Raw genomic sequence first — 22,014 nt, 5'->3', positions numbered from 1 at the left:
GAATTGGCTCCAGGGGGGACTATGCCGATCGATACCGCCGCGCCACGCCCATTCGGATATTGGACCGCCACCGCGCTGGTGATGGGCGGGATGATCGGATCGGGCATTTTCCTGATGCCGATCGCGCTCGCGCCATATGGCTGGACCGGGGTGGTCGGCTGGATCGTCAGCATCGCAGGCGTGCTTGCGATCGGATGGACGCTGGCGCGGCTGGCGCAGCACATGCCCGAAGCGAGCGGCGCGATTGCGATCACCGGGGCCGTACTCGGCCCGTTGCCGGGGGTGATGGTCGGCGTGGCGTATTGGGTCTCGGTCTGGGCCGCCAATGCCGCCATCGCGCTTGCCGCGACCAGCTATCTCGCGGCGTTCGTGCCCGCGCTGAACGCCACGCCGTTGACCGGTGCGCTGGTCGCGGTGGCGCTGATCTGGCTGCTGACGCTGCTCAATCTGGGCGGGGCAAAGCTTGCCGGACGCGTGCAGGTCATCACCACCATCCTGAAGATCGCACCGCTGATCGCAGTGGTTGCGATTGCCGCTGCAGTGGGTGTCGGGGGCACGGTCGCGCTGCCGCCGCTGCCGGCAAGTGGCATGGTGCTGGCGGGATTGGGCGGCGCGGTCGCGCTCACGCTGTTCCCGCTGGTCGGGTTCGAGGCGGCGAGCGTCGCGGCGGAACGAATCCGCGACCCGGCGCGCACCGTACCCCGCGCCACGATGACCGGGATCGTCGCGGTCGGCCTGTTCTACATCCTCGTCTGTTCGGGCATCGTGTTGCTCTTGCCCGCCGCCGAGGTCGCGGCATCGGTCGCACCGTTTCAGCTGTTCGTCGAACGCTTTGCCGGCGTCGGCGGCGGGTTGCTGGTCGCTGCCTTCGCCGCCATCGCGGCGATCGGCGCGCTCAACGGATGGGTGCTGATCCAGGGCGAAGTGCCGCTCGGCATGGCGCGCGCCGGGCTGCTGCCACGCTGGTTCGCGCACGTCTCGGCGCGCGACGTGCCGGTGCGCGTGCTGATCCTGTCGTCAATCTGCGCGAGCCTGTTGGTGCTGTCGAACGCAAGCGCATCGCTGGCCGGAGTGTTCGCTTTTGCCGCTTTGCTGACGACCTGTTCGTCGTTGTGGTTCTATCTCGCCGCCTGCGTCTCCGCCTTGGTCCGGCGGATCGCGCCAGTCAGCGCGAGCTTTGGCATCGCCTTCTCGCTCTTCGCCTTTTGGGGCGCAGGCGGGGCGGCGAGCGGGCTCAGCCTCGGGCTAATGCTCGCCGGGATACCGCTCTATCTATTACGCTCGCGTACCGCTTTACCCGAACAAGCGACCTAACACGCTGCGGTCGCGCAGAATTTCATGCGCGGCATTGTGCCCCGGCGCGCCGGTCACGCCGCCGCCGGGATGCGTGCCCGATCCGCACATATACAGCCCGGCAATCGGCCCGCGATAATCGCCATGCCCCAGCATCGGCCGCGCCGCCCAAAGCTGGTCGAGCCCCATCGTCCCGTGGAAGATGTCCCCGCCGATCAACCCGAACTTGCGCTCCAGATCGAGTGGCGAATGGATTTGCGTCGCGATCACCGAACCCTTGAAATTGGGCGCATGCTCGGTGACCGTGTCGATGATCAGATCGGCGACTGTCTCGCGGTGTGTATCCCAGTCGATCTTGGGGTCGAATTGCTGGCAGAACAGGCTGGCGATGTGCATCCCCGGCGGGGCTAGGCTATCATCGACCGTAGTGGGCAGCTTCATCTCGACGATCGGTTTCTTCGACCAGCCATACTGCTGCGCATCGATGAAGGCCTGGTCCATATAGTCCATGCCGGGCGCGATGATGATGCCGGCAGTGTGATGTTCGGCCTTTTCCTTGCCCGGAAACACCGTGAAATCGGGCAGTTCGGACAGCGCCACGTTCATGCGGAAGGTGCCGCTGCCGGTCTTGAACCCGTCGATCCGCCGCTTGAAATCGGTCGGCATGTCGGCGGCATCGACCATCTGGCGGTAGAGCAAGGCCGGTCCGACATTGGCGGCGACGATCTTGGCGGCGATTTCCTCACCCGATTCCAACCGCACGCCCGCAACCTTGCCGCCTTCGGTCAGCAGCTTGGCAACGGGCGCCTCGAGGCTGATCTCGACACCGGCCTCCAGGCACGCATCCGCCATCGCCTGCGTGATCGACCCCATCCCGCCGACCGAATGGCCCCACGCGCCAAGCTTGCCGTTTACCTCGCCGAACACGTGATGGAGCAGGACGTAGGCGCTGCCCGGCGTCGACACCCCGGCATAATTGCCGACCACCGCATCGAAGGCGAAGGCGGATTTGACATGGTCGTCCTCGAACCAGCCGTCGAGGAAATCGCGCGCGGATTTGGTGAAGACGTCGAGCAGATCGCGCTGCGCCTCGATCTCCATCTTGGCGATCGGCCAGCCCTGCGCGCCCCCTGCCAGCAGCGCGCGGAGTCCGCCGCCGACATTGGGCGGGGTTTTCAGCGCGAGATCGCGCAGCACTTGGGCGACCTTTTCCAGCGCCCCGTCATAGGCGGGGTAGGCGTCGGCGTCCTTCTGGCTGAAGCGTGCGAACTGTTGCTGGGTGCGGGCGGTGCCGCCGCCGAGCGTCAGATAGGTATCGGGGAAGGGGAAGAAGTTGCTGATCGTGCGCTCGATGACGCGATAGCCGCGATCGTGGAGCTTCATGTCAGCGATCACTTTCGGGCGCAGCAGGCTGACAGTGTAGCTCGCGGTGGAATTGCGGAAACCGGGGTGAAATTCCTCGGTCACCGCCGCGCCGCCGACGATGTGGCGCCGTTCGAGGACGCGCACCTTCAGTCCGGCGCGCGCCAAGTAGAAAGCGCAGACCAGGCCGTTATGGCCGCCGCCGATAATGAGGGCGTCGTATCGTTTCGTCATGCTTGCTCCCGCCTTCTACTCGAAAACCCTCTCCCGCCTTCGCGGTAGAGGGTTGGGGGAGGGTCTTCTTCTGCCACCACGCCCGACAGAAGAAGACCCTCACCGACTGCGACTAGGCCCGCCTAAAGGAGGCGGACCAACTCTCCGTTGCCTCTCCCGCGAAAGCGGGAGAGGGCTAGCGCTTGCTCCACCCCGCCGCCGGCGCACGGTGCCGCCGCGCTTCGGGAATGCGCTCCCGAATTTTCCGCGCGAAGCTGCGCAGGCACACCTCGCTGGTGCCGATCGGCCCGGCGGTATAGCTCTTCGACGCCATGCCCTGCTGCACACGCTCAATCAGCCAGGTGTCCTCGGCATTGACGACGCGGTTAATCCGCCAATTGGCGTAGCGCACCAGCTTCATCTCGCGCCTTTTGTCCGGCAGCGCGAAGGCCATCTCGCGCAGCACGCACGTCGTGGGGGTCAGCGGCAGCCACTGCATGAAATCGATCTGGTCGGCATAAAGATCGAACGCCATGTTGGGCCACAGCTTGAAATACAGCCACAGCCGCTGATTGGCCTCGGGCAGATGCGGCACGTGCGGCAGATGCGTCTGGTAGAAGCGCTCCCACGGGTTGTCCGACGGACGATCGACCAGCCGCCCCGACATCTTGTCGACCCACGGTTCCGCCGCGATCGCATAACTTTTGCCGAACAGCCGCGTCAGCCCGTCATGCGCGACCGGAATGTGGAGGTTGTCGGAATAGTTATCGCCGACATTCTTCCAATTCACTGCGCGGGTCCGCTGGCGAAGCGGGCTGATCGTCTGCATCTCCTCGAAACGATAGGGCGCGATCTCGGCGTCGTATGGTGCCATCATGTCGGCGACCGAAGGCCCATCGCCCTCCAGCCGCACGAACACGAAACCGTGCCATAGCTCGAGTTCGACCGGGACGAGCCCGTTCTCCTCCAGCTTCAGCGCGGGATAATCGCGCCGCATCGGCACGCCCGACAACCGCCCGTCGGTCTCATAGGTCCAGGCGTGATACGGGCAGACGAGCTTCTTCGCGCAGCCGCTCGGCCCCTCGACCAGACGCATCGCGCGGTGGCGACAGACATTGGCGAAGGCGCGCAACACGCTGTCATCGCCGCGCATGACGATGACGCTCTCACCGATATAATCGAGCGTGTGGAAATCGCCGGGATTGGCGACATCATTCTGGTGGCACACGATCTGCCACGACGGGCGGATTACGCGCTCGGTCTCGACTGCGAAATATTCGGGGTCGGTATAGAGCCAGCCGGGCAAGCTCCAATCGGCGTCGGTGTCGTGCGCCACGCGCGCTTACTTCGACAGATCGGTGAACAACGACCGGTAATACAGAATGCCCGGCGCGATGTTGCTGATCGGCGTGCGCTCGTTCAGGCCGTGGCTGAAATCCTGCGATTCCTTGCTGAAGGTCGGGCTCGCGCCATAGCTTGGCACGTGGTGATAGCGGAACCACATGCTGTCGCTCGCGCCCGAGGATTGCGCCGGGAATACCGGAACGCCGGGATAGACCGTCCCCATCGCGCGGTTCACGGCTGCCAGGAAATCCGGCCGCAGCGGCGATGCGTCATTGGCGACCGATCCTTCTGTAACGTCACTGAAAGTCACGCCGGAATCGCCCGCCGCCTGCGCCAGCTCGGCCATGATGTCGGCGGGTTTGTGCCCGGGGAAGATGCGGCAATTGATGTTGGCGGTGGCGCGCTGCGGCAGTGCGTTCTCGGCATGTCCGCCGCTCACCAGCGTGGGCACGCACGTCGTGCCGATCCGCCCGACCGTACCGGGATTGGCGACGAGCGTGGCAATTGCGGCCTCATCCGCCGGATTGGCGACGAACGCCTTCATCGCCGCACCAATCGCAGGCTCCTCGTAAGGTGCAGCCTTCGCCAGCGCCTCGCGCGTCAGCGGGCTGAGCTCGGGCTTGAAGCGATAGCTGCCGATCTTTTCCAGCGCCTTGGACAATTGCACGATCGCATTGACCGGACGCGGAGCCGAGGAATGGCCGCCGGGATTGGTGACGGTCAGCTTGAAATCGGCATAGGTCTTCTCCGCCCCCTGCCACGTCCAATATTTCGGCTTGCCCGTTTCCTCGTCGAGCACACCGCCGCCGCCATCGATGTTGATCACGAGTTCGGCATCCTTCAACCGCTCGGCGATCAGCGCGGAGGTCTTCATCACCGTTTCCTCGTCACCCGAGAATTCGATGACGATCGTCCGCTTCGGCTTGTAGCCTGAACGACGCAGGTCGACGAGCGCGGCAATCGCAGTGGTGCCGTCGAGCTTCATGTCGCTCGCGCCGCGCCCGAACAGATAGCCGTTTTCGACGACCGGGGTGAACGGGTCGCGCTGCCAATCGGCGGGCTTCGCCTCGACCACGTCCATATGGCCGGAGATGACCAGCGGCTTCAGCTTGGGATCGCTGCCGCGCCACGTGCCGATGAGGTAGGCGGTATCATCGACCGGCACGATCTCGACATCGGCGTCGGCGTACCCGCCCGCGACCAGCGCGGATTTATAGAGTGCCGCGACTTGCGGGGTTTGATTGCCCGGCCCGCGGACCGAACGCAGCGCGATCGCCTTCGTGGCGAGATCGAGCGCTTGATCGGCCGCTGCGTTGGGTGCGGCGTTCGGGGCGGCGGCAGGCTGCGCCAGCACCGGTGCGGCAAGTCCGCAGCTCAGCATCATAACGCTCAAAAGGCCTCGCATCGCAGTCTCCATCCGTCTCGGTCGCCCTGCGTAACCGCTGGCCGCGCCCGCGGCAATTGGTCACCCACGCCGAACCCGGCTTGATCGCACGCGGCATCGTCGCCATGCTGGCCCCCGATGACACCAAGCGCTGGCCGACCGTCGCGCAAGCGAACGACCCTCGGGATCGCCCTGCTATTCGCGATCGTGATCGTGCCGTTCCTGTGGCTGGGCGCGTGGTTCGATTCCTATACGATCGCGGCGATCAGCAACCGCGATACCGCCGGGTTCGCGGTCGTTGTCTTCGTCTTGCTCGCCGCCGACATCATCCTGCCAATCCCGTCGAGTGTGGTTGCAACCGCAGCCGGGTCGATGCTCGGCCCGTGGCTCGGGTCGATCGTGTCTGCGGCTGGCCTGAGCTTCGGCGCGGTCGCTATGTTCGTCGTGATGCGGATCGCCGGGGCACCGCTGGCGCGTCGGTTGATCGGCGAGGACGACCATGATCGGTTGGTCGCGCTGGCGGCCGCCCACGGGCCGTGGATCGTCGCCCTGCTACGACCGGTACCGGTGCTGAGCGAGGCATCGGTGATCGCACTCGGCGCGGTGCGCGCGCCGTGGCTGGCCTCGATCGTGTCGATCCTGCTGTCCAGCACCGTGACCGCCACAGTCTATGCCACGCTAGGTGCGGTCGCGCGGCGGCAATCGAGCGAGCTGCTGCTGATCGCCGCAGCCCTTCTGCCCCCGGCGCTGGCGTGGGTGATCGCCCATCGCCTGTTGCGCACAAAGCCCGGCCGAGGCGATATGGTGCCTTAGCCGAACCCGCGCTTCAGGCCGAAGCCCCCAGCGCGGGATGCTCGATCACCGGGGCCGGAAGCGCATCGTCACCCGGGCGATAGGTCAGCAGGCGCCGGCCGATCCGCGGACCGATCCAACGCTCGATCCCCAGCGCCAGGCTGAAGCTGGCCGGCACGATCACCAGCGTCAGCACGGTCGACAGCAACAGACCGCCGATCACGGTGATGCCCATCGGCGCGCGCCAGGCCCCGTCGCCGCTCAGCGACAGCGCGGTCGGCACCATGCCGGCGACCATCGCCACCGTCGTCATGACGATCGGTTGCGCACGCTTGTGCCCCGCATCGAGGATCGCGACGGTCGGGTCGACCCCCTTGGACATTTCGTCGAGCGCGAAGTCGATCAGCAGGATCGAGTTCTTGGCGACGATGCCGAGCAGCATCAGCATCCCGATCAACACCGGCATCGAGATCGGATTTCCGGTAATCAGCAGGGCGATCAGCCCGCCAAGCGGCGCGAGCATCAACGAACCGAGATTGACGAACGGCGCCAGGAAGCGGCGATAGAGCAGCACCAGCACCGCGAACACCAGCACCACGCCCGATATGACCGCGACGACGAAATTGGTGATCATCTCGGTCTCGAACTTCTGCTGGCCGAGCGTTAGCTTGGAAACGCCGAGCGGCAGGTTCTTCATGATCGGCAACCCGTCGATCTGGTCCATCGCCGTGCTGCTGACGACACCGGGCGCGCGGTCAGCGCCGACGGTGACCTTGCGCTGCTGCGCGACGCGCTCGATCTTGGTCGCGCCTGCGCCGAAGCTGATATCGGCGACGAGACTGAGCGGAACCGAACCGCCGCTCGCGGTTCGGATCGGCAAGTTGCGGATCGTCGCGAGCCGCGCCCGCGAACTTTCGTCGAGCGCAACGCGGATCGGGACTTGGCGGTCGCTGAGCGAGAATTTCGCGCTGTTCTGGTCGATATCGCCCAGCGTCGCGACGCGGATCGCGTTCGACAACGCCGCCGTCGTCACCCCCATGCTCGCGGCCAAATCGAGATGCGGTTTGATGACGATCTCTGGGCGCTGCAAATCGCCGACAACGCGTGGCGCGGTGACGCTTGAGAGACGCGACATTTGGTCGGCGAGCGTGATAGCGGTCTGGCGGAGCAATTCGGGGTCGGATCCGGCGAGCGTGATCGACAGATCGCGCCCGCTGCTGCCGCCATTGTTCGACCGGAACGAGACGCGCGCATCGGCGATCTGCGCGAGTTGCGGCGCGAGCGCGCGTTCGAAATCGTTGCTGGTCTGCGCCTTCCTCTCCTTGAAGATCGCGGTGACGCGGCCATTGCCGACGCTCGCGCGCTGATAGGTCGATTCGACGTCGGGCTGCCGTTGCAACAGCGCCGCGACATGATTGACCACGGCTTGCGTCTGCGCGAGCGTCGTGCCCGGGACCATTTCGATCGACGCGGTCGAGGCGTCGCTGTCCTGATCGGGCTGGAACGTCATCGGGAGCGCGCCTGCCACCACCACGGTCAGCGCGAGCGCGCCCATCCCGCCGACCACCGCCGACCAGCGGTGCAGCAGCGTCCAGCGCAGCACCGCCATATAGACGTTCATAATCGCCCCCTCGCCGTGCGTGCGATGCCCTTCCGCCTTCAGGAAATAGGCGGCGATCATCGGCGTGATCAGGCGTGCGACGGCCAGACTCATCAGCACCGCGACCACGACGGTCAGGCCGAAGTTCTTGAAGAACTGCCCAGACAGACCCGGCATCAACCCGACCGGCAGGAACACCGCGACGATCGCCATGGTGGTGGCGAGCACCGCGAGGCCGATTTCGTCGGCAGCATCGATCGCAGCTTGGTACGCCGATTTCCCCATCCGCATGTGCCGCACGATGTTCTCGATCTCGACGATCGCATCGTCGACCAGCACGCCGGCGACCAGGCTAAGCGCGAGCAGACTGATGCCGTTGAGCGTGAATCCCATCAAATCCATGAACCAGAACGTCGGGATCGCCGAAAGCGGGATCGCCAGCGCCGAAATGACGGTCGAGCGCCAGTCGCGCAGGAAGATGAACACGACGATCACCGCGAGCACCGCGCCCTCGATCATCGTGTCGATCGCCGAATGATATTGCAGCTCGGTATACTTGACCTGGTTGAAGATCAGCTGGAAATGCACCTTGGGGTAGCGCTTCTCGAGCGCTGCGAGCTTGGCCTCCGCACCGTGGAACACGCTGACGTCGGACCCGCCCTTGGCGCGCTGGAAGTCGAAGCTTAGCACCGATCGGCCATTGAGCGCCGAAGCGGAGCGCTGCTCGGCATACAGGTCGCGGATCTGCGCGATGTCGGCGAGCTTGATCGTCCGCCCCGCGCCGAGCGAAATCTGCGTTTGCCCCAGATCATACGCCGTGCGCGCGTTGCCGAGGACACGCACCGCCTGTTCGGATCCCCCAATTTCCGCACGCCCGCCCGCCGCATTGAGATTGACCAAGCGGAGTTGCTGGTTGACGTCGCTCGCGGTCAGCCCTTGCGCTTGCAGCTTCAGCGGATCGAGGATCACGCGGATTTCGCGGCTGACCCCGCCGTTGCGGTCGACATGCGCCATGCCCGGCACCGACAGCAATTCCTTGGTCACCGTATTGTCGATGTACCAGCTCAATTCCTCGATCGTCATGTCGGTGCCGATCGCGGCATAACTCGCCAGATCATTACCCGTCGTATTGGCGCGCTCGATCTGCGGTTCGAGGATGCCGTCGGGCAAATCGCTGCGGATTTGCTGCACCGCGCCGCGCACATCCTCGACCGCGCGATCGATCGGCGTTCCGATCGCGAGCTGGATGACGGTCGTCGATTGTCCTTCTGATACGGTCGAATTGATCTCGTCGATGCCAGCAAGGCTGCGCACGGCCGCCTCGACCTTGAGCGTGACCTGATTTTCAAGTTCGGTCGGTGCCGCACCCGGCTGGCTGACCGAGACGATCACGATCGGGAAATCGATGTCGGGATTGTCGTTCACCTGCATCCGCGAAAAGCTGACGATGCCGGCTACGGTGAGCATCGCGAACAATACGAGCGAGGGAATCGGGTTGCGGATCGACCATGCCGAGATGTTGCGGAAGCTCATGCGGACACCCGCGGACTGACGCAGGTACCGACGTCGCCACAGGCCACGCCGCGCAGCGGGCGGGATATCCGGGACACTGAAATGCTGGGCATCGCTAAACTCTCGGCAGACTATTAGATCGCCGAGTGCTATAGTGTATTACATCGATAATACATAGCGAAAATGAGCTTGCCTATACGCACCGGCCGCGGACCACGCCCTGATGGCCGATATGCGCCATCATTGGTGCAAGGAAAATCGGGTGGCCAGGGAATGGTGGGCGATGACGGGCTCGAACCGCCGACATTCTCGGTGTAAACGAGACGCTCTACCAACTGAGCTAATCGCCCCCTCGCAGGGAAACCGCGTAATAGCGCCGTTTTTCATACACACAAGGCCGCTCTTTCGGGCCGTTTTTCGGAACGAAAGGGAACCAGAGGGAAATAGAGGGAACCGAGAGTCCCGCAGTATTCCCGAAGTAATCACGCCCCCCAATCGGAACCATCGGGATCCGACCAGAAATCTGCGGGCTGCTGCTGCGGCGATCGCCGCGTCGGCAGGGTGGGAGCGCCTCCCCCGAACCGGACCCGAATGATCGCGGCCGAACTCGTGGCCTCCTGGAATACCGCCTCGAACGTCTCGCCGGCATTGATCTTGCGCACGATCCACGGTGCGCGCTCGGCCGTGAGGTAGCCTAGCTGGATGCCACGCTGGCTGAAGGCGGCGACTGCGTTGCGGTCTGCGCGATTGCGAGGCTCCGGCCGCAGCTCGACCGCTTCCCCTGGCGCGCACAGCGCCACCTCGAAGCGCCGGTTGCTTTTCGACTTGTCCGGTTTCGCGAAGTCCAGACCGACGACAGCGAGGCTCAATTCACGATCGTCCATTCCGATGCTTTCGTAGGGCGGGCCAGAGGAAATAGTAGCACGCGGGAAAACCCCAATATCCCCAACCTGCACGGTTTTCCGCCATTTTTACCCCAACATTTACCCCAATCTTTCTATAACCTGATTATACTATCTAGACCCAACCATACCCCCGAAAAATATCTATTGTTTTCAATTACATTGGGGTTGCGCCCTCAAGATATTGCAAAAGATTGGGGTGAGATCGCAATCCATAAGCGGCGTCTTTTCAGTGACTTAACAGCCACTTTCGGCGAAGGTTGGCGAGATTGGGGTTTTCCCGACTCCCCTACCCGTCGCTCGCGATTTGCCGCTGCGAATTGACGATCGAAACGGAGCTACGCGCGGGCCTGGCAAACAGGTCGCCAGCTGCATTAATCTGCAACACGCTCCGGGCCACGAAATGGCGGCTTTCTGTAGGCGCGGGCTGCCCTCCGGCAAAAACCCGTTTCGGCTGCAATAAAAGGGACACGAAAAGTGGGCGGGCGAGGTGGGGGACAAAGCGCTTGATTTGGGGTCGCGACGGTCCTGGCCCGGCATGCCCGCCCTGCCCGGGGAGCGCCACGCTGCAGGGCACGATCGAGGAAAGCCAAGCGTCGCAACCCTGAGTTGCCCATGCCCTGTACGGGCTCCCTAGCCCCCCTTGGGTGGGGCTGTCTCTGGAGAGCGCGTGACCAGATGCGCAGCTATCTTGCTTTGTTGGAAATGTTCTACTTATGTTCTGCGCAGACCATAAGGGAGATTGAACGTGCGCCAAGTAGACCGAGACGAACTTATCCACCTGTTGTTCGCGGGCATGCGCGGCTGGACGCCGACGCTCCGCAAGCAGCTGTCATCGAACATCACGGCCGATCGCGACAAGGCGCGCTACATCGCCGCGGGGATCCTCGCCGACAAGCTGCAGCGCCTGGACATCCTGTCGCAGGCCCCGCCCCCGCCCCCCTTCAGCTTTGCGAATTTTGAAGGAGGCTCTGGCGTTCCGGCGATCACCGAATAGGATCGACCGATGCCGCGCCGCGTCACCCGACAATCACTAGCCGCCCGAGTCGAGCATCTCGTCCTAGCAACGCTGGTACTCGGGTCGGGCGTGATGACGGCCGCGGCGATCGTCGCGGCCGTCATGGGATGGATCGGCCTCTAGCCGACCGGGTAGTTCGAGATCAGCAGCTCGGCCGCTTTGGACGCGGCACCCGCGCCGACCGTGTACGTCGTCTCGAACTCGCGCATCGCGAACCCGGCAAACACCGCGCGCACGCCAGGCGTGTCATTGATCGAAAGCAGGAAACGACCCTTGATCGCGCCGAGCTGCGCCGCCAGGTGCTCGAAGTCGGCGCGCCCGAACACGTCCTGGCCATAGTCAGTCTCGCATCCCCAATAGGGCGGATCGAGATAGAACAGCGTGCCGGCCGAGTCGTAGCGCTTGATGAAGTCGGCATAACCGAGCTGTTCGATCACGACGCCGGCGAGCCGATCGTGGATCTCTGCGAGCAGCGGCTCCAGCTTGCCGTCGTCAAATCGCGCACCCGCTCGAGCATCGACGCCGAAATGACGGCCGCTCACCTTCCCCCCGAACGCCAAGCGCTGAAGGTAAAGGAAGCGCACCGCGCGCTGCAGGTCGGTCAACCGCTCGGCCGGCATCGCCTTCAACCGATCGAACTCCGCCCGGCTGGTCACGCGAAAGCGCAGCATGTCGATCACGTAGGGATAGTGCTCTTGCAGCACCCGGAAAAAGGTCGCGATGTCTCCCGAGACGTCGTTTATATACTCGGCGCGCGGCCTGCGTCGTCGTCGCAGGAAGATGCCGCCCATCCCGACAAAGGGTTCGGCGTAGCTTTCGTGGCTCGTCCCATCGATCAACGGGACCAGGCGGCGCGCAAGATTACGCTTTCCCCCGATGTAACCGCTGGCGGGGGACACGGATTTGACGTCATTCATGGTGTACATGTTGGATTTCTCGCTCTTTTAGGACCCCGCCCGGTTTGCCGGGTGCGGGACGGCCGATGGCCGATTGGTCGTGGCGAGCTGATCCTCGTCGGTTGGCCGGGTGGCAGCCCGGTCTCCCCCGCCCGGGCAAAGCACCGGGCGGAATTCTATGCGGCCGGTGCCGAACGGCTCCGCGCCTTGAACCGGATCGCCTCGAACCCAAGCGCGTCATTCGCCGCCAGGCACGCCGCCTGCAGTGGCTCGATCTCCAGCTCGAAGAACATGTCGACCACTTCGCTCGTCTTGCCGAGCTGCGATCCTTGCGCCGGCACGATGCCCAGCACCGATGGCGGCGTCCGGTGCGCGGCCAGCACGTCGTCGCGCGTCGCGTTCTTGATGCCGAGGAACTCGTCCTTCGCCCCCACCTCGGCGATCGGCAGGATCTTGATGCTGCCTTCCTTGCCGTTCGGGGCATGGACGAACATGTTCTTGAAGTTGCCCGGCCCCTTCGAGTTGCGCATCGCTTCTTTGATCGCATCGGTATCGTTCACGTCGATATCGCCGGTCGCATAAAGGATGTACCCGGCATGGCTGCCGTTGAGGTAATAGCGCCGACGGAACAGCGTCGCGGCCTCGTTGAGCAACGCCGACTGCAGCGCGCTCAGATATTCGGGCACGCCGTAAATCTCCTGGTTGATGTCGGCCTGCATCACCTGGACCACGCTGCCCGGCCGGAACTCGGTCTCTTGCAGATACCCCGGCACGAAAAAGAACTGCCCCGCGACCAGCCCGCGCCGGGTATATTTCGCCAGCGAGTGATCGAGCCGCATCGTGCCGCCCAGTACGTTCTTGCGCTCTTCGAGGTAGCCGTTGCCGAATACCAGCAGATCCTGGACGAAGGCCTTGAAAGCCGTATGGCTGAGCAAGGGCGTCGGCTCGAACGACGCGGCGAGCAAATTGCGCTTCAGGATGATCGCCGAGCTGTGGTGCGGCGATACGCGGAACGCACGCGCCAGGCCATCGAGCGAGATCGGCGGCTCGTACCAGCGCCCGTTATGGACGCATTCGATCAGGTCCATGATCTCGCGCCGGTTGAGCACCGGCTCGGGGTCGCCGAAGCTGAAGATCAGCGGCTCGCGCGGACGATCGCTATCGCGCGCCGCGGCGCCGAACGGGGGCAGCTCGTTCATTCGAAGATCTCCATGCGCGTCTTTGGCCGCGCGTTGCCGTCAAGGGGTTCGTTGATAAAAATGTGCATCGCCGCCCAGGCGAGGTCGGCATGGCCGACGTCCTCGGTGCGGCTCGCCTTGAAGGTGATCGCGCGGCCGCTGCCGGTGAGCGTCTTCTTGATCGACAGGAAAGATGATTGCAGGTCGATCCAGCCGGCATCCCATTCGACCCGCTGCCGGGCGATCGTATGCTGCGCCTTCATCACCATCGTGACCTTGGCTTCGACCGAATATTCGATCTTCACCACGCCGCGCATCTTGTCGCGCAGCAGCTGATAGACGGCCGCGCCCACGCCATTGGCATCGATGCCGAGATAGGTGCAGTTATAGCGCGCCAGGATCGCCACGATCATCGTCGCTTGCGCCTCGAAATCGAGTCCGCGGAACTGATGCCGCTCCAGCATCCGGAACTTGCCGCCCGGCCCGCCAGGCGGCAGCGCGATCACCAGCGCGGCATTGTCGCCATCCTCGCTTTCCTGCGGATCGTATCCCGCCCACACTTCGCGGGCTCCCACCGGGCGCTTGGCGATCGGGTTGAAATCAGCCCAGTCGACCATCGTATCGACCGAACAGCGCTGCAGCTCGTTGAACTTGAACGCCGACAGGCTGTCGTCGACGAACTGGCACATCAGGAGATTAGCGAATTCGTCCGGCGCATATTCGATGCGCAGCTCGTCCACGTCGAACAGGTCGCAACCCCGCTCGGCCGCGTCCTCGATCGTCACGATCTGTCGCCAGACATTGTCTTCGCAGCGGTGCCCACCCTTCAGCGCGGCATGGCTGACATCGATCTCGATCCGGTCGGCCTTCTTGACGCGCCGGTTGCGCCGCTCGCCCGTCCAATATGGATGCGCCTGGTGCGCGACGCTCGATGGCGTCGAGAAATAGGTCCGGCGCCAGCGCTTGTGCATCGCCATCGCGCTGGCGACCTTGTTCAGTTCCTCGAACCCGTAGGTCCAGAAGAATTCGTCGAAGTAGAAATTGCCGTGATAACCCTGCGCGGTGCGGGCGTTGGTGCCGAGGAAGATCAGCTCGGCTGCCGGTTCGCCCTCGGGAATCGTGTCGGCCTTCAGGACGATCGGGTCGCCCTGCAGCTTGACGCCGACACGCGCTGCGAACTGGACGATGTATCCCCGGAAGATATGCGCCTGCGCCTTCGACGCCGACAGGAATATCTGGTTCCCGCCCCCGCGTAGCGCGTCGAGCAGCGCCTCGCGCGCGAAGTACCAGGTCGCGCCGATCTGGCGCGACTTCAGGATCATGCGGGTGCGCTCGTCCTTCGCCCACCACCAATCCTCCTGATAGCCGAACAGCTCGGCCATGAAGATTTCCTCGAGCTGCTCGACTTGCTCGGTCGTGAAATGGTTCTTTACCGGCTTCTTGCGCTCTCCGGCGTTACGATTGCCGACCTTCTCGTTGAGATCGCCTTCGTGTCCGCCTGGCGCTTCGAACCGGCGCACCCGCGCGCCCGATACGACGGCGCGCATCAACAGATCGATTTCCTTAAAATCACCGCCCGTCTTGTTGTCCTTGGCGATCAGCGTGTTGAGGCGACATTCCAGCGCGTCTTCGATCTTAGACAGCGACGGGGCCTCGTCCCACTTCTCGCGGTCCTTCCACGCCTGGACGGTCGCACGTACGAGGCCGAGCTCGCCGGCGATCTGCGTCACCCCCCAACCGCGCCAGTACAGGCTGCGCGCCTGCCGTCGCGCGTCGATCGCGATCGGCGCGGTCGAGGCGGGCAGCGGCATGCCGGTATCGGGCGGAAGCTTGCTCATGGCGCGCGAACCTAGCCATGCGATCGGCGCGGCTCGCAGCCGGTGCTTTTGTAGAATGGGTTTCTACAAAAGCGCTGGCTTGAGATGCGCGCGCTCTTCGGTGCCTTTTGCGGCCCTAGATGCCCACCCCTAACCGGATTGGGCGGCACGCACCGATCCGAGGGACCAGACCGCCATGGGCACCAAGAGCAAGTTCTTCCGCGCTTTCGTCGCGGGCCAGACGATCAGCGACGGCCGCGTGATCGATCCCGCCTGGATCGATCAGATCGTCGAGACCTTCAACGCCGAAACCTACAGCCCGCGGATCAATATCGAGCATATCGCGGGCTTCAGCCCCGAACCGCCCTTCAACGGCTATGGCAATGTGGTGGCCGTAAAGGCGCAGACCGATGCCATCATGATCGACGGCAAGAGCGAGCAGCGCCGCGCGCTGTATTGCCAGGTCGATGCCAACGATCAGCTCGTTGCCCTCGCCGGTGCCGCGCAAAAACCCTTCCCCTCGGTCGAGCTAACGCCGAGCTACGCCGGCACCGACAAGATCGGCCTGATCGGCCTCGCCTTCACCGACAAGCCCGCCTCGATCGGTACGCAGGCGCTATCCTTTTCGCGCACCGCGCCTGGCACGGTGTTCGCGGCCTCGCCCGAACCCGTCGCGATCGAATTCGATACCAAGCCGGCCGATTCCGCCGGCGTCGCCGAGGCGATCAAGGCGGGCTTCGCGAGCTTCGCCGCGATGTTCAGCAAGGCCGAGCCTGAGAAGCCGGTCGAACAGCCCAAGACCCCGGCCAATGACAATGCCTTCGACGCCGCCAAATTCGCGACCGCGATGGGCGAACAGGTCGCCAGCGCGATCCTCGCGGCGGTGAAGCCAGCCAATGATGCTGTCGTCGCGATGCAGACCGAATTCGCGTCGATGAAGGCCAAATTGGAGGCGACCGAGGCCCCCGGCTTCAACCGCGCGCCTGCCAGCGGCGGAACGGGCACGGCCGTCACCGACTGCTGATCCCGACCGACCTCAACGCCTCTCTCGAACGATTCGCCCAGGAGCACCACGATGCGCAACACGACCCGCCTGCTGTACAACGCCTATGTCAGCCAGATCGCGCTGCTCAGCGGCGTGCCCGATGCCACCACGCAATTCACTGTGGCTCCGGTGGTCGAGCAGAAGTTGATCGAACGCGTGATGCAGTCGAGCGACTTCCTGTCGCGCGTCGGCAACGTCACCGTCACCCAGCAGGAAGGCGACAAGGTCGGTATCGGCGTCACCCGCCCGATCGCAAGCCGTACCAACACCGCGGCCGGCACGCGCCGCACGCCGACCGATCCGACCGACACCTCGGATCTCGGTCGCTATCGCTGCGAGCAGACCAACAGCGACACGGCGATCAAATATGCCAAGCTCGACGCCTGGGCGCATCGCCCGGAGTTCCAGACGCTGGTCCGCGACGCGATCGTCAAGCAGAAGGGCCGCGATCGCATCATGATCGGCTGGAACGGCATTGCCGCTGCCGCGCAGACCGATCGCACCGCCAATCCGCTGCTGCAGGACGTCAACAAGGGCTGGCTGTACAAGATCCGGACCTATGCGGCGGAGCGCGTGCTCAGCGATGGTGGGCTGACGGTTGGCGCGCTTGCCGGGACCAAGGCGATCTATGTCGGCGGCGGCACGCCCGGCACCGATGTCGATTACGTCAATCTCGATGCGCTTGCCTTCGATGCGGTCGAGCTGATCGACGAATGGCACCGCGACGATACCGACCTGGTCGTGATCCTCGGCCGCGATCTGCTGCACGACAAATACTTCAACATCGTCAACGCAGCGGGCGACAAGGCGACTGAAATGCTGGCGCGCGACGTCATCATGTCGACCAAGCAAGTCGCGGGCATGCCCGCGGTGCGCGTGCCGTTCTTCCCGGCCAATGCGATGCTCATCACCACGCTCGCCAACCTCGCAATCTATACGCAGGCGGGCACGACGCGTCGCCAGCTGCGCGACGAACCCGCGCTCGATCAGATCGAGAATTATGAGAGCGTCAACGAGGCCTATGTCGTCGAAGACTACGGCCTGACCTCGCTCGTCGAGAACATCGTCATGGGCAAGAAGCCGGCCTGATCGGCCGCGCTTCCGCGCCCTCTCTCGTTCGCCCTCCCCCCGTTCGCCCTCCATATCCGAGACCCCGCATGAGCCTTGCTCGACACCATCGCGACCGCATCTTGGCCGCAAAGACCGTGGCAAGCTCCGACATGGAGGGCGGGCTTGCCACGTCGCTCGACGACAATGCCAGCCCGGCCGATCGCGCCCAGGCCACGATCAATATGCGCCTCACGCACGATCTGCGCCGGCTGAAGGAAATCCAGTCGATCCAGCTCAAGATCGCCGCCAAGCGCGAGATGCTGCCCGAATATCGCTCCTGGATCGAAGGCTTGCTCGATGCGGCCGAGGAGACCGGCCAGGGCGTGCAGGACGAAGTGCTGCCGACCATCATGGTCTGGCTGATCGACGTGGGCGACTTCCACGATGCGATGCCACTGATCGAATATGTCCTGCGCTACGATATCACGCTGCCCACGCGCTACGCCCGTTCGGCCCCGGCGCTGATCGTCGAGGAAATCGCGACTGCCGCGCTCAAGTCGCAGCTCGCCAATGAAGCCTTCGATTTCGAGATCCTCGAGCGGATCGAGGAATTGACCGAAGCCTGCGACATGCACGACGAGATCCGAGCCAAGCTGCAGAAGGCGATCGGCTTCGAGCTGGCGGAACGCGCCGAGGCACTCGACAAGGCCGACCCGGCGCTGCCCGCTGCGGCCGCGCGCGCGCTTGTGCCGTTGCGCCGCGCGCAGCAGCTCCACGATCGCGTCGGCGCGAAGGACAAGATCAAGCGGCTGGAAAAGCTCCTGTCGCCGCCATCGAACACCGATTGACCAGCTCGCCCCCGGCGCTCGGGGGCGGATCATGCGCATGCGGGAGGGCCTTCGGGCCGAGGGCCGTCAGCGACTCGATCCCCACCCCCGTAGGCCGCCCCATCGGCCTGCTGCCAAAGGATCCACGCCGATGATCGACCAACCGACCCTTGCCGGCATCCTGGCCGCACTCTTCACCGGGCTGGTGATCGTGTCGATCTGCGTCGGCATCCTCCTCACCATGACCGGAGCCGTGCTGCTGGCCTTCGTGCCCGCGCCGATCGCCCACGCGCGCAAGCACATCACCTTGGCGGTCGCACGGATCGCCTTCGGCCTGGCCGGCTTTTTTTGGGGCGCGTGGACGCTCGTGCGAGTCCTGCTGTGAGCGGAGGGTTCAACTGCAACCCGTCGATCATCCCGGCGATCGACGCGACGCCCGAGGCGGTGATCACAAACGACGGCTGGTTTCCCGATGTGGATCCCGCGCTGTTGCGTCTGCAGGTGCGGATCCGCGACAGCGTCACGCCCGAGCGGCTGCGCGAAGCCATCCTTGGCGCGATGATCTCGATCGGCAACGTTCTGGCCGCGTGGCGGCTTCCGCTTGAAATGAGCGGAATCGCATCGCTCGCCGACGTGCCCGCGGCGCAGCTCGGCGGCGAAAGCCGACTGGTCCTGCTCTATCGCCGCGCTATCGCCGCCCAGACCAAGGCCGATTTGGTAGAACGCTATCGCGATATGGATCTGACCGGTGCCGGGCAGCGCCAGGTCGGCGATCTCGATCAGTCTGTCGAGGAGCTGCGCCGCGACGCGACGCACGCTGTGCGCGACATGCTCGGCCGCACCCGCACCGATGTTGAGTTGATCTGATGTCCGACAGGATTTTCGCGCAGCAGGGCGACACGCTCGACGCCCTGTTGTGGCGCACGCGCGGCTTCGGCCCCGATGATCTGGTCGGTGTGCTCGAGGCCAATCCCGACCTTGCCGCGCTGGGCGCTGTCCTGCCGCTCGGCACCGTCGTCACCGTGCCCGAGGCGGCGACGCCCACCCCGCGCACCCTGCCTCTCATCCAGCTTTGGGATTGACGATGGAAAAATATCTGCACGAGCTGTTCGCCAGCGCACTCGCCTTCCTGATCGGCCTCACCCCGGCCGCGCTCGGCGCGGCGGTAAGTCTGAGCTACGAGAAGGGCCTGACCTGGGCGGAGCGCTTCACCCAGCTCGCGGTCGGCACGATCGTGTCCTATTTCGCCGGCGGCTTCATCGCTGCGATCTGGCCGTGGGGCACGATCAATCCGTTCGTACTGCAGGCGATCACCTTCACGGTCGGTATGATCGCGTTCAAGGCCACCCCCAAATTCATCGCAAGCTGCAGCGACGCGGTTGCCAGCCTTCCCGCGCAGATCCGCGACCGTGCCGTTTCGTGGTTTCCCAAGCGAAAGGATGACGCATGAGCGCAACCTCACCCTCCGGCGCTCGCCTGGTCTGGGACCAGTCGGCCGGTGAAATGCGGCTCGACGGCGCGCTCCTGTCGCGCGGCTACGCTGGCCGCGGCCGCGGTATCAACAATCCAGCGATGCAGGACGCCGTCGCGGTCGGTCCGATTCCGCGCGGATTGTGGAGGCTCACCGCGTTGCGCCTGACTGGCGCATCGACCGGACCTTACACCATCGTGCTCGAACCCGCTCCCGGCACCGATGCGCGCGGACGGTCGGCGTTCAGGATCCACGGCGACAATGCACGCCTCGATCGCAGCGCCAGCCACGGCTGCATCATCCTGCCCCGCACTGTGCGCGAAGCGATCTGGCGCAGCGGCGCGCGGCTTCTGGAGGTGGTAGAATGATGAAGCTCCTCAAAGGCGCGCTCGGTCTTGCCTGGCGCGCGATCGTGCCCAACACCGAATGGCTCGTGCTGCTGGCCGTCGCCGGCGTCGGAGCTTGGCTCTATGCCCAGCTCGGACAGATCCGCGCCGATCGCGACCGGCTTGCGCATTTTGCCGAAGTCGCCTGCGCATCGTCGGGCGCGCCATTCCCGGGCAGCCGCGTCGCTGGGAAAGACGCGAAGGGCAAGTCGGTCGCGATTGCCTATCCCGCGGGCAAGCTCTGCGGCGAACGTATCGTGGCGCTCGCCAAGTTCGAGCGCGAGACCGATGCAGCGACCGCCAGCACGCTCGCGACCGCGATGACCGACCACGACCGCAAATCGGGCACCGACGCAGCAAGCGCCGCCGAGGATGCCAGGGCGGCACGCGCCGCGACCGAACGTATGGAGAAAGCCGATGCCAAAATCGATCAAAGCAATCGCGTGGGGGGTAGCTGGTTTGACGCTGTCAACGATGTTGGCGGGCTGCGGCCGGCACGCCGGTGAACTGCAGGTCGAAGTGCCGCGCCCGGTTGCTGTCACGATAAAGGATACGCCCTCGGCCGAGCTGCTGCGTTGCCCCGAACCGCCCGCGGGCTTTCCCCGCACGGATGCCGTGATCGCACCCGATACCCGCGCGGCGATCATCCGCCTGGCCAAGGCCTACGCGATGACGGTGGCGCAGCTTGAGCGGTTGATCCGCTGGAGCAAGCCCGGCGCCTGCGGTGCGGAAGTAAAATGAAGAAGCCGGACGGCCTGCGCCGTTTGCTGATGCAGGCCGTCCCCGGCCTCGCGGCAGATCCATCGCGCTTTTCGATGTTCATAGACAAGGGCTCGATCGAGGCGCGTGCTGGGTCGCTTTCGTTCGAATATGCCTACACGCTTAATATCGTGGTGCAGGATTATTCGGGCGACATTGATGCGCTGATGGTCCCGATCCTCGCCTGGATCGCCGAGCAACAGCCCGACTTGCTTGAGCGCGACCCACGCAAGCCCTTCACCTTCGAATCCGAACTGCTCGACAGTGACGCGGCGGACGTCTCGATCGACCTGCAATTGACCGAAGCTGTCCGCGTCGCCCGCATGCCCACAGGCGGATATCAGGCGATCCATCTGGACGAACCATCGCGCGGCGATGCCTTCGAGGACGTTTGCGGTGCCAACCTGTGGCAGCTCCTGCTGCGCGAAGAGATGGTCACGCCAAGCATCCTGACCGTGCCGGAATGACCGACGATTTCGGCGAGATCGAGCAGCTCGCCGGCGCGCTGCTGCGCAAGCTCGCCAGCGGCGAACGGCGGAAGCTGCTGCGCCGCGTCGCCCGCGAAGTGCAGCAAAGCCAATCGGCGCGAATCGCTCGGCAACAGGATCCTGACGGCCAGCGCTTCGCCGCGCGCAAAGCGAAGAAGCCGCCATCGGTCGGCACCTATGCGGTGAAATTCCTCTACCCGCGCGGCGCGCCCGAGCCACGGCTGGTGCTGATGAAGAGCTGGGTCCGAGAAGGTGGACTATTGACCGGCTTTGACATCGAGGCGGGCGGGATCCGCAGCTTCTTCTGGGACAAGGTCGATCGCTGGCTACCGCTTGATCCTGCCGAGCAGAACAAGAGCGGTGGCAAGTTTCGGCGCAAAGGCCGAATTCGCCAGGTCGCGATGTTCCGCAAGCTGCGCACCGCCCGCAATCTTCGCTCCGATGCTACAGACCAGGAAGCATGGATCGGCTTCACCGGCCGCGCGGCCGAGATCGCGCGCGTCCACCAGGATGGTTTGCAGGATCGGCCCGCAGCAAAGGCGAAGCCGGTTCGGTACACGAAGCGCACGCTGCTGGGCTTGACCGAGGCCGAACGTTCGCACGCACTCGACATGCTTCTGGAATTCGTCACTTCGCGCTGACGCCATCCTCGCTTTTGTAGAAACCCGTTCTACAAA

Annotated in this window: 23 protein-coding genes and 1 tRNA gene; 15 read left to right on the top strand and 9 right to left on the bottom strand. The window is 64.6% G+C overall.

Annotated features, from left to right (window positions below; translation table 11 throughout):
• Nucleotides 1-21: 21 nt before the first annotated feature.
• Nucleotides 22-1,314 (top strand): APC family permease, encoded by a 1,293-nt coding sequence (locus HMP06_RS15305; protein WP_176497852.1) that lies wholly within the window; start codon nt 22-24, stop codon nt 1,312-1,314.
• Here HMP06_RS15305 and HMP06_RS15300 read toward each other — a convergent pair.
• The 3 genes from HMP06_RS15300 to HMP06_RS15290 all read right to left on the bottom strand — a co-directional run bounded on the left by HMP06_RS15300 (nt 1,294) and on the right by HMP06_RS15290 (nt 5,617).
• Nucleotides 1,294-2,889 (bottom strand): phytoene desaturase family protein, encoded by a 1,596-nt coding sequence (locus tag HMP06_RS15300; RefSeq protein ID WP_176497851.1) that lies wholly within the window; start codon nt 2,887-2,889, stop codon nt 1,294-1,296. The two genes, HMP06_RS15305 and HMP06_RS15300, sit on opposite strands and share 21 nt — an antisense overlap.
• Before the next feature lie 175 nt (nt 2,890-3,064).
• Nucleotides 3,065-4,204: an aromatic ring-hydroxylating oxygenase subunit alpha gene (locus HMP06_RS15295; RefSeq protein WP_176497850.1), complete on the bottom strand. Its 1,140-nt coding sequence runs from the start codon at nt 4,202-4,204 to the stop codon at nt 3,065-3,067.
• A gap of 6 nt (nt 4,205-4,210) precedes the next feature.
• On the bottom strand, nt 4,211-5,617 hold the full coding sequence (locus HMP06_RS15290; protein ID WP_176497849.1) for a M20/M25/M40 family metallo-hydrolase: 1,407 nt from the start codon (nt 5,615-5,617) through the stop codon (nt 4,211-4,213).
• A gap of 117 nt (nt 5,618-5,734) precedes the next feature.
• Here HMP06_RS15290 and HMP06_RS15285 point away from each other — a divergent pair, with 117 nt between their 5' ends.
• On the top strand, nt 5,735-6,409 hold the full coding sequence (locus HMP06_RS15285) for a TVP38/TMEM64 family protein (RefSeq protein ID WP_176497848.1): 675 nt from the start codon (nt 5,735-5,737) through the stop codon (nt 6,407-6,409).
• A 13-nt stretch (nt 6,410-6,422) separates the two neighbouring features.
• Here HMP06_RS15285 and HMP06_RS15280 read toward each other — a convergent pair whose 3' ends face one another.
• From HMP06_RS15280 to HMP06_RS15270, 3 genes are all read right to left on the bottom strand, one after another.
• Nucleotides 6,423-9,521, bottom strand: a complete 3,099-nt coding sequence (locus HMP06_RS15280; protein WP_176497847.1) for an efflux RND transporter permease subunit — start codon at nt 9,519-9,521, stop codon at nt 6,423-6,425.
• Nucleotides 9,522-9,774: 253 nt separating this feature from the next.
• A tRNA-Val gene (locus HMP06_RS15275) sits at nt 9,775-9,850 on the bottom strand.
• 132 nt (nt 9,851-9,982) lie between these two features.
• The gene (locus tag HMP06_RS15270) at nt 9,983-10,384 is read right to left on the bottom strand and encodes an HIRAN domain-containing protein (RefSeq protein WP_176497846.1); all 402 of its coding nucleotides are present in this window, start codon (nt 10,382-10,384) and stop codon (nt 9,983-9,985) included.
• Nucleotides 10,385-11,144: 760 nt separating this feature from the next.
• Here HMP06_RS15270 and HMP06_RS15265 point away from each other — a divergent pair.
• Nucleotides 11,145-11,399, top strand: a complete 255-nt coding sequence (locus tag HMP06_RS15265) for a hypothetical protein (protein ID WP_232089722.1) — start codon at nt 11,145-11,147, stop codon at nt 11,397-11,399.
• A gap of 140 nt (nt 11,400-11,539) precedes the next feature.
• Here HMP06_RS15265 and HMP06_RS15260 read toward each other — a convergent pair whose 3' ends face one another.
• From HMP06_RS15260 to HMP06_RS15250, 3 genes are all read right to left on the bottom strand, one after another.
• The gene (locus HMP06_RS15260) at nt 11,540-12,346 is read right to left on the bottom strand and encodes a DNA adenine methylase (RefSeq protein WP_176497844.1); all 807 of its coding nucleotides are present in this window, start codon (nt 12,344-12,346) and stop codon (nt 11,540-11,542) included.
• Between the two features lie 146 nt (nt 12,347-12,492).
• Entirely contained in the window at nt 12,493-13,515 is a 1,023-nt protein-coding gene (locus HMP06_RS15255) for a phage portal protein (RefSeq protein ID WP_176497843.1), read from the bottom strand.
• The gene (locus HMP06_RS15250; RefSeq protein ID WP_176497842.1) at nt 13,512-15,332 is read right to left on the bottom strand and encodes a terminase large subunit domain-containing protein; all 1,821 of its coding nucleotides are present in this window, start codon (nt 15,330-15,332) and stop codon (nt 13,512-13,514) included. The genes HMP06_RS15255 and HMP06_RS15250 overlap by 4 nt, the downstream gene beginning before the upstream one ends.
• A 175-nt stretch (nt 15,333-15,507) precedes the next feature.
• Here HMP06_RS15250 and HMP06_RS15245 point away from each other — a divergent pair, with 175 nt between their 5' ends.
• The 12 genes from HMP06_RS15245 to HMP06_RS15190 all read left to right on the top strand — a co-directional run bounded on the left by HMP06_RS15245 (nt 15,508) and on the right by HMP06_RS15190 (nt 21,978).
• The gene (locus tag HMP06_RS15245; RefSeq protein ID WP_176497841.1) at nt 15,508-16,335 is read left to right on the top strand and encodes a GPO family capsid scaffolding protein; all 828 of its coding nucleotides are present in this window, start codon (nt 15,508-15,510) and stop codon (nt 16,333-16,335) included.
• 51 nt (nt 16,336-16,386) lie between these two features.
• Entirely contained in the window at nt 16,387-17,445 is a 1,059-nt protein-coding gene (locus HMP06_RS15240) for a phage major capsid protein, P2 family (RefSeq protein ID WP_176497840.1), read from the top strand.
• 68 nt (nt 17,446-17,513) lie between these two features.
• Nucleotides 17,514-18,254 (top strand): phage terminase small subunit, encoded by a 741-nt coding sequence (gene gpM, locus HMP06_RS15235; protein WP_176497839.1) that lies wholly within the window; start codon nt 17,514-17,516, stop codon nt 18,252-18,254.
• A 130-nt stretch (nt 18,255-18,384) separates the two neighbouring features.
• Nucleotides 18,385-18,618 carry a hypothetical protein gene (locus HMP06_RS15230; protein WP_176497838.1) on the top strand — a complete coding sequence of 78 codons (234 nt, stop codon included), beginning with the start codon at nt 18,385-18,387 and terminating at the stop codon, nt 18,616-18,618.
• Nucleotides 18,615-19,100 (top strand): head completion/stabilization protein, encoded by a 486-nt coding sequence (locus HMP06_RS15225; RefSeq protein WP_176497837.1) that lies wholly within the window; start codon nt 18,615-18,617, stop codon nt 19,098-19,100. Before HMP06_RS15230 ends, HMP06_RS15225 begins: the two co-directional genes overlap by 4 nt.
• Nucleotides 19,100-19,315 carry a tail protein X gene (locus tag HMP06_RS15220; protein WP_176497836.1) on the top strand — a complete coding sequence of 72 codons (216 nt, stop codon included), beginning with the start codon at nt 19,100-19,102 and terminating at the stop codon, nt 19,313-19,315. Before HMP06_RS15225 ends, HMP06_RS15220 begins: the two co-directional genes overlap by 1 nt.
• 2 nt (nt 19,316-19,317) lie before the next feature.
• The gene (locus HMP06_RS15215) at nt 19,318-19,683 is read left to right on the top strand and encodes a hypothetical protein (RefSeq protein ID WP_176497835.1); all 366 of its coding nucleotides are present in this window, start codon (nt 19,318-19,320) and stop codon (nt 19,681-19,683) included.
• Nucleotides 19,680-20,072, top strand: coding sequence for a tlde1 domain-containing protein (locus HMP06_RS15210; protein WP_176497834.1), 393 nt, complete (start codon nt 19,680-19,682; stop codon nt 20,070-20,072). Before HMP06_RS15215 ends, HMP06_RS15210 begins: the two co-directional genes overlap by 4 nt.
• Entirely contained in the window at nt 20,069-20,596 is a 528-nt protein-coding gene (locus HMP06_RS15205; RefSeq protein WP_176497833.1) for a hypothetical protein, read from the top strand. The genes HMP06_RS15210 and HMP06_RS15205 overlap by 4 nt, the downstream gene beginning before the upstream one ends.
• A complete protein-coding gene (locus HMP06_RS15200) occupies nt 20,550-20,831 on the top strand; it encodes a hypothetical protein (protein ID WP_176497832.1) in 282 nt (93 codons plus the stop codon). Before HMP06_RS15205 ends, HMP06_RS15200 begins: the two co-directional genes overlap by 47 nt.
• Entirely contained in the window at nt 20,828-21,316 is a 489-nt protein-coding gene (locus tag HMP06_RS15195) for a phage tail protein (protein WP_176497831.1), read from the top strand. The genes HMP06_RS15200 and HMP06_RS15195 overlap by 4 nt, the downstream gene beginning before the upstream one ends.
• On the top strand, nt 21,313-21,978 hold the full coding sequence (locus HMP06_RS15190; protein WP_176497830.1) for a phage virion morphogenesis protein: 666 nt from the start codon (nt 21,313-21,315) through the stop codon (nt 21,976-21,978). The genes HMP06_RS15195 and HMP06_RS15190 overlap by 4 nt, the downstream gene beginning before the upstream one ends.
• Nucleotides 21,979-22,014 lie beyond the last annotated feature (36 nt).

The organism is Sphingomonas sp. HMP6 (genome assembly GCF_013374095.1).
GTDB lineage: Bacteria > Pseudomonadota > Alphaproteobacteria > Sphingomonadales > Sphingomonadaceae > Sphingomonas.
Note: the sequence above shows the minus strand (reverse complement) of the source record. Positions and strands in the feature narration are given on the sequence as shown.

Coding starts and splice junctions, on each gene's coding strand:
- HMP06_RS15250 (WP_176497842.1), bottom strand. CDS start 15,332: ATGAGCAAGCTTCCGCCCGATACCGGCATGCCGCTGCCCGCCTCGACC.
- gpM (WP_176497839.1), top strand. CDS start 17,514: ATGAGCCTTGCTCGACACCATCGCGACCGCATCTTGGCCGCAAAGACC.
- HMP06_RS15230 (WP_176497838.1), top strand. CDS start 18,385: ATGATCGACCAACCGACCCTTGCCGGCATCCTGGCCGCACTCTTCACC.
- HMP06_RS15220 (WP_176497836.1), top strand. CDS start 19,100: ATGTCCGACAGGATTTTCGCGCAGCAGGGCGACACGCTCGACGCCCTG.
- HMP06_RS15245 (WP_176497841.1), top strand. CDS start 15,508: ATGGGCACCAAGAGCAAGTTCTTCCGCGCTTTCGTCGCGGGCCAGACG.
- HMP06_RS15255 (WP_176497843.1), bottom strand. CDS start 13,515: ATGAACGAGCTGCCCCCGTTCGGCGCCGCGGCGCGCGATAGCGATCGT.
- HMP06_RS15290 (WP_176497849.1), bottom strand. CDS start 5,617: ATGCGAGGCCTTTTGAGCGTTATGATGCTGAGCTGCGGACTTGCCGCA.
- HMP06_RS15195 (WP_176497831.1), top strand. CDS start 20,828: ATGAAGAAGCCGGACGGCCTGCGCCGTTTGCTGATGCAGGCCGTCCCC.
- HMP06_RS15285 (WP_176497848.1), top strand. CDS start 5,735: ATGACACCAAGCGCTGGCCGACCGTCGCGCAAGCGAACGACCCTCGGG.
- HMP06_RS15270 (WP_176497846.1), bottom strand. CDS start 10,384: ATGGACGATCGTGAATTGAGCCTCGCTGTCGTCGGTCTGGACTTCGCG.
- HMP06_RS15300 (WP_176497851.1), bottom strand. CDS start 2,889: ATGACGAAACGATACGACGCCCTCATTATCGGCGGCGGCCATAACGGC.
- HMP06_RS15280 (WP_176497847.1), bottom strand. CDS start 9,521: ATGAGCTTCCGCAACATCTCGGCATGGTCGATCCGCAACCCGATTCCC.
- HMP06_RS15190 (WP_176497830.1), top strand. CDS start 21,313: ATGACCGACGATTTCGGCGAGATCGAGCAGCTCGCCGGCGCGCTGCTG.
- HMP06_RS15215 (WP_176497835.1), top strand. CDS start 19,318: ATGGAAAAATATCTGCACGAGCTGTTCGCCAGCGCACTCGCCTTCCTG.
- HMP06_RS15305 (WP_176497852.1), top strand. CDS start 22: ATGCCGATCGATACCGCCGCGCCACGCCCATTCGGATATTGGACCGCC.
- HMP06_RS15205 (WP_176497833.1), top strand. CDS start 20,069: ATGATGAAGCTCCTCAAAGGCGCGCTCGGTCTTGCCTGGCGCGCGATC.
- HMP06_RS15260 (WP_176497844.1), bottom strand. CDS start 12,346: ATGTACACCATGAATGACGTCAAATCCGTGTCCCCCGCCAGCGGTTAC.
- HMP06_RS15240 (WP_176497840.1), top strand. CDS start 16,387: ATGCGCAACACGACCCGCCTGCTGTACAACGCCTATGTCAGCCAGATC.
- HMP06_RS15210 (WP_176497834.1), top strand. CDS start 19,680: ATGAGCGCAACCTCACCCTCCGGCGCTCGCCTGGTCTGGGACCAGTCG.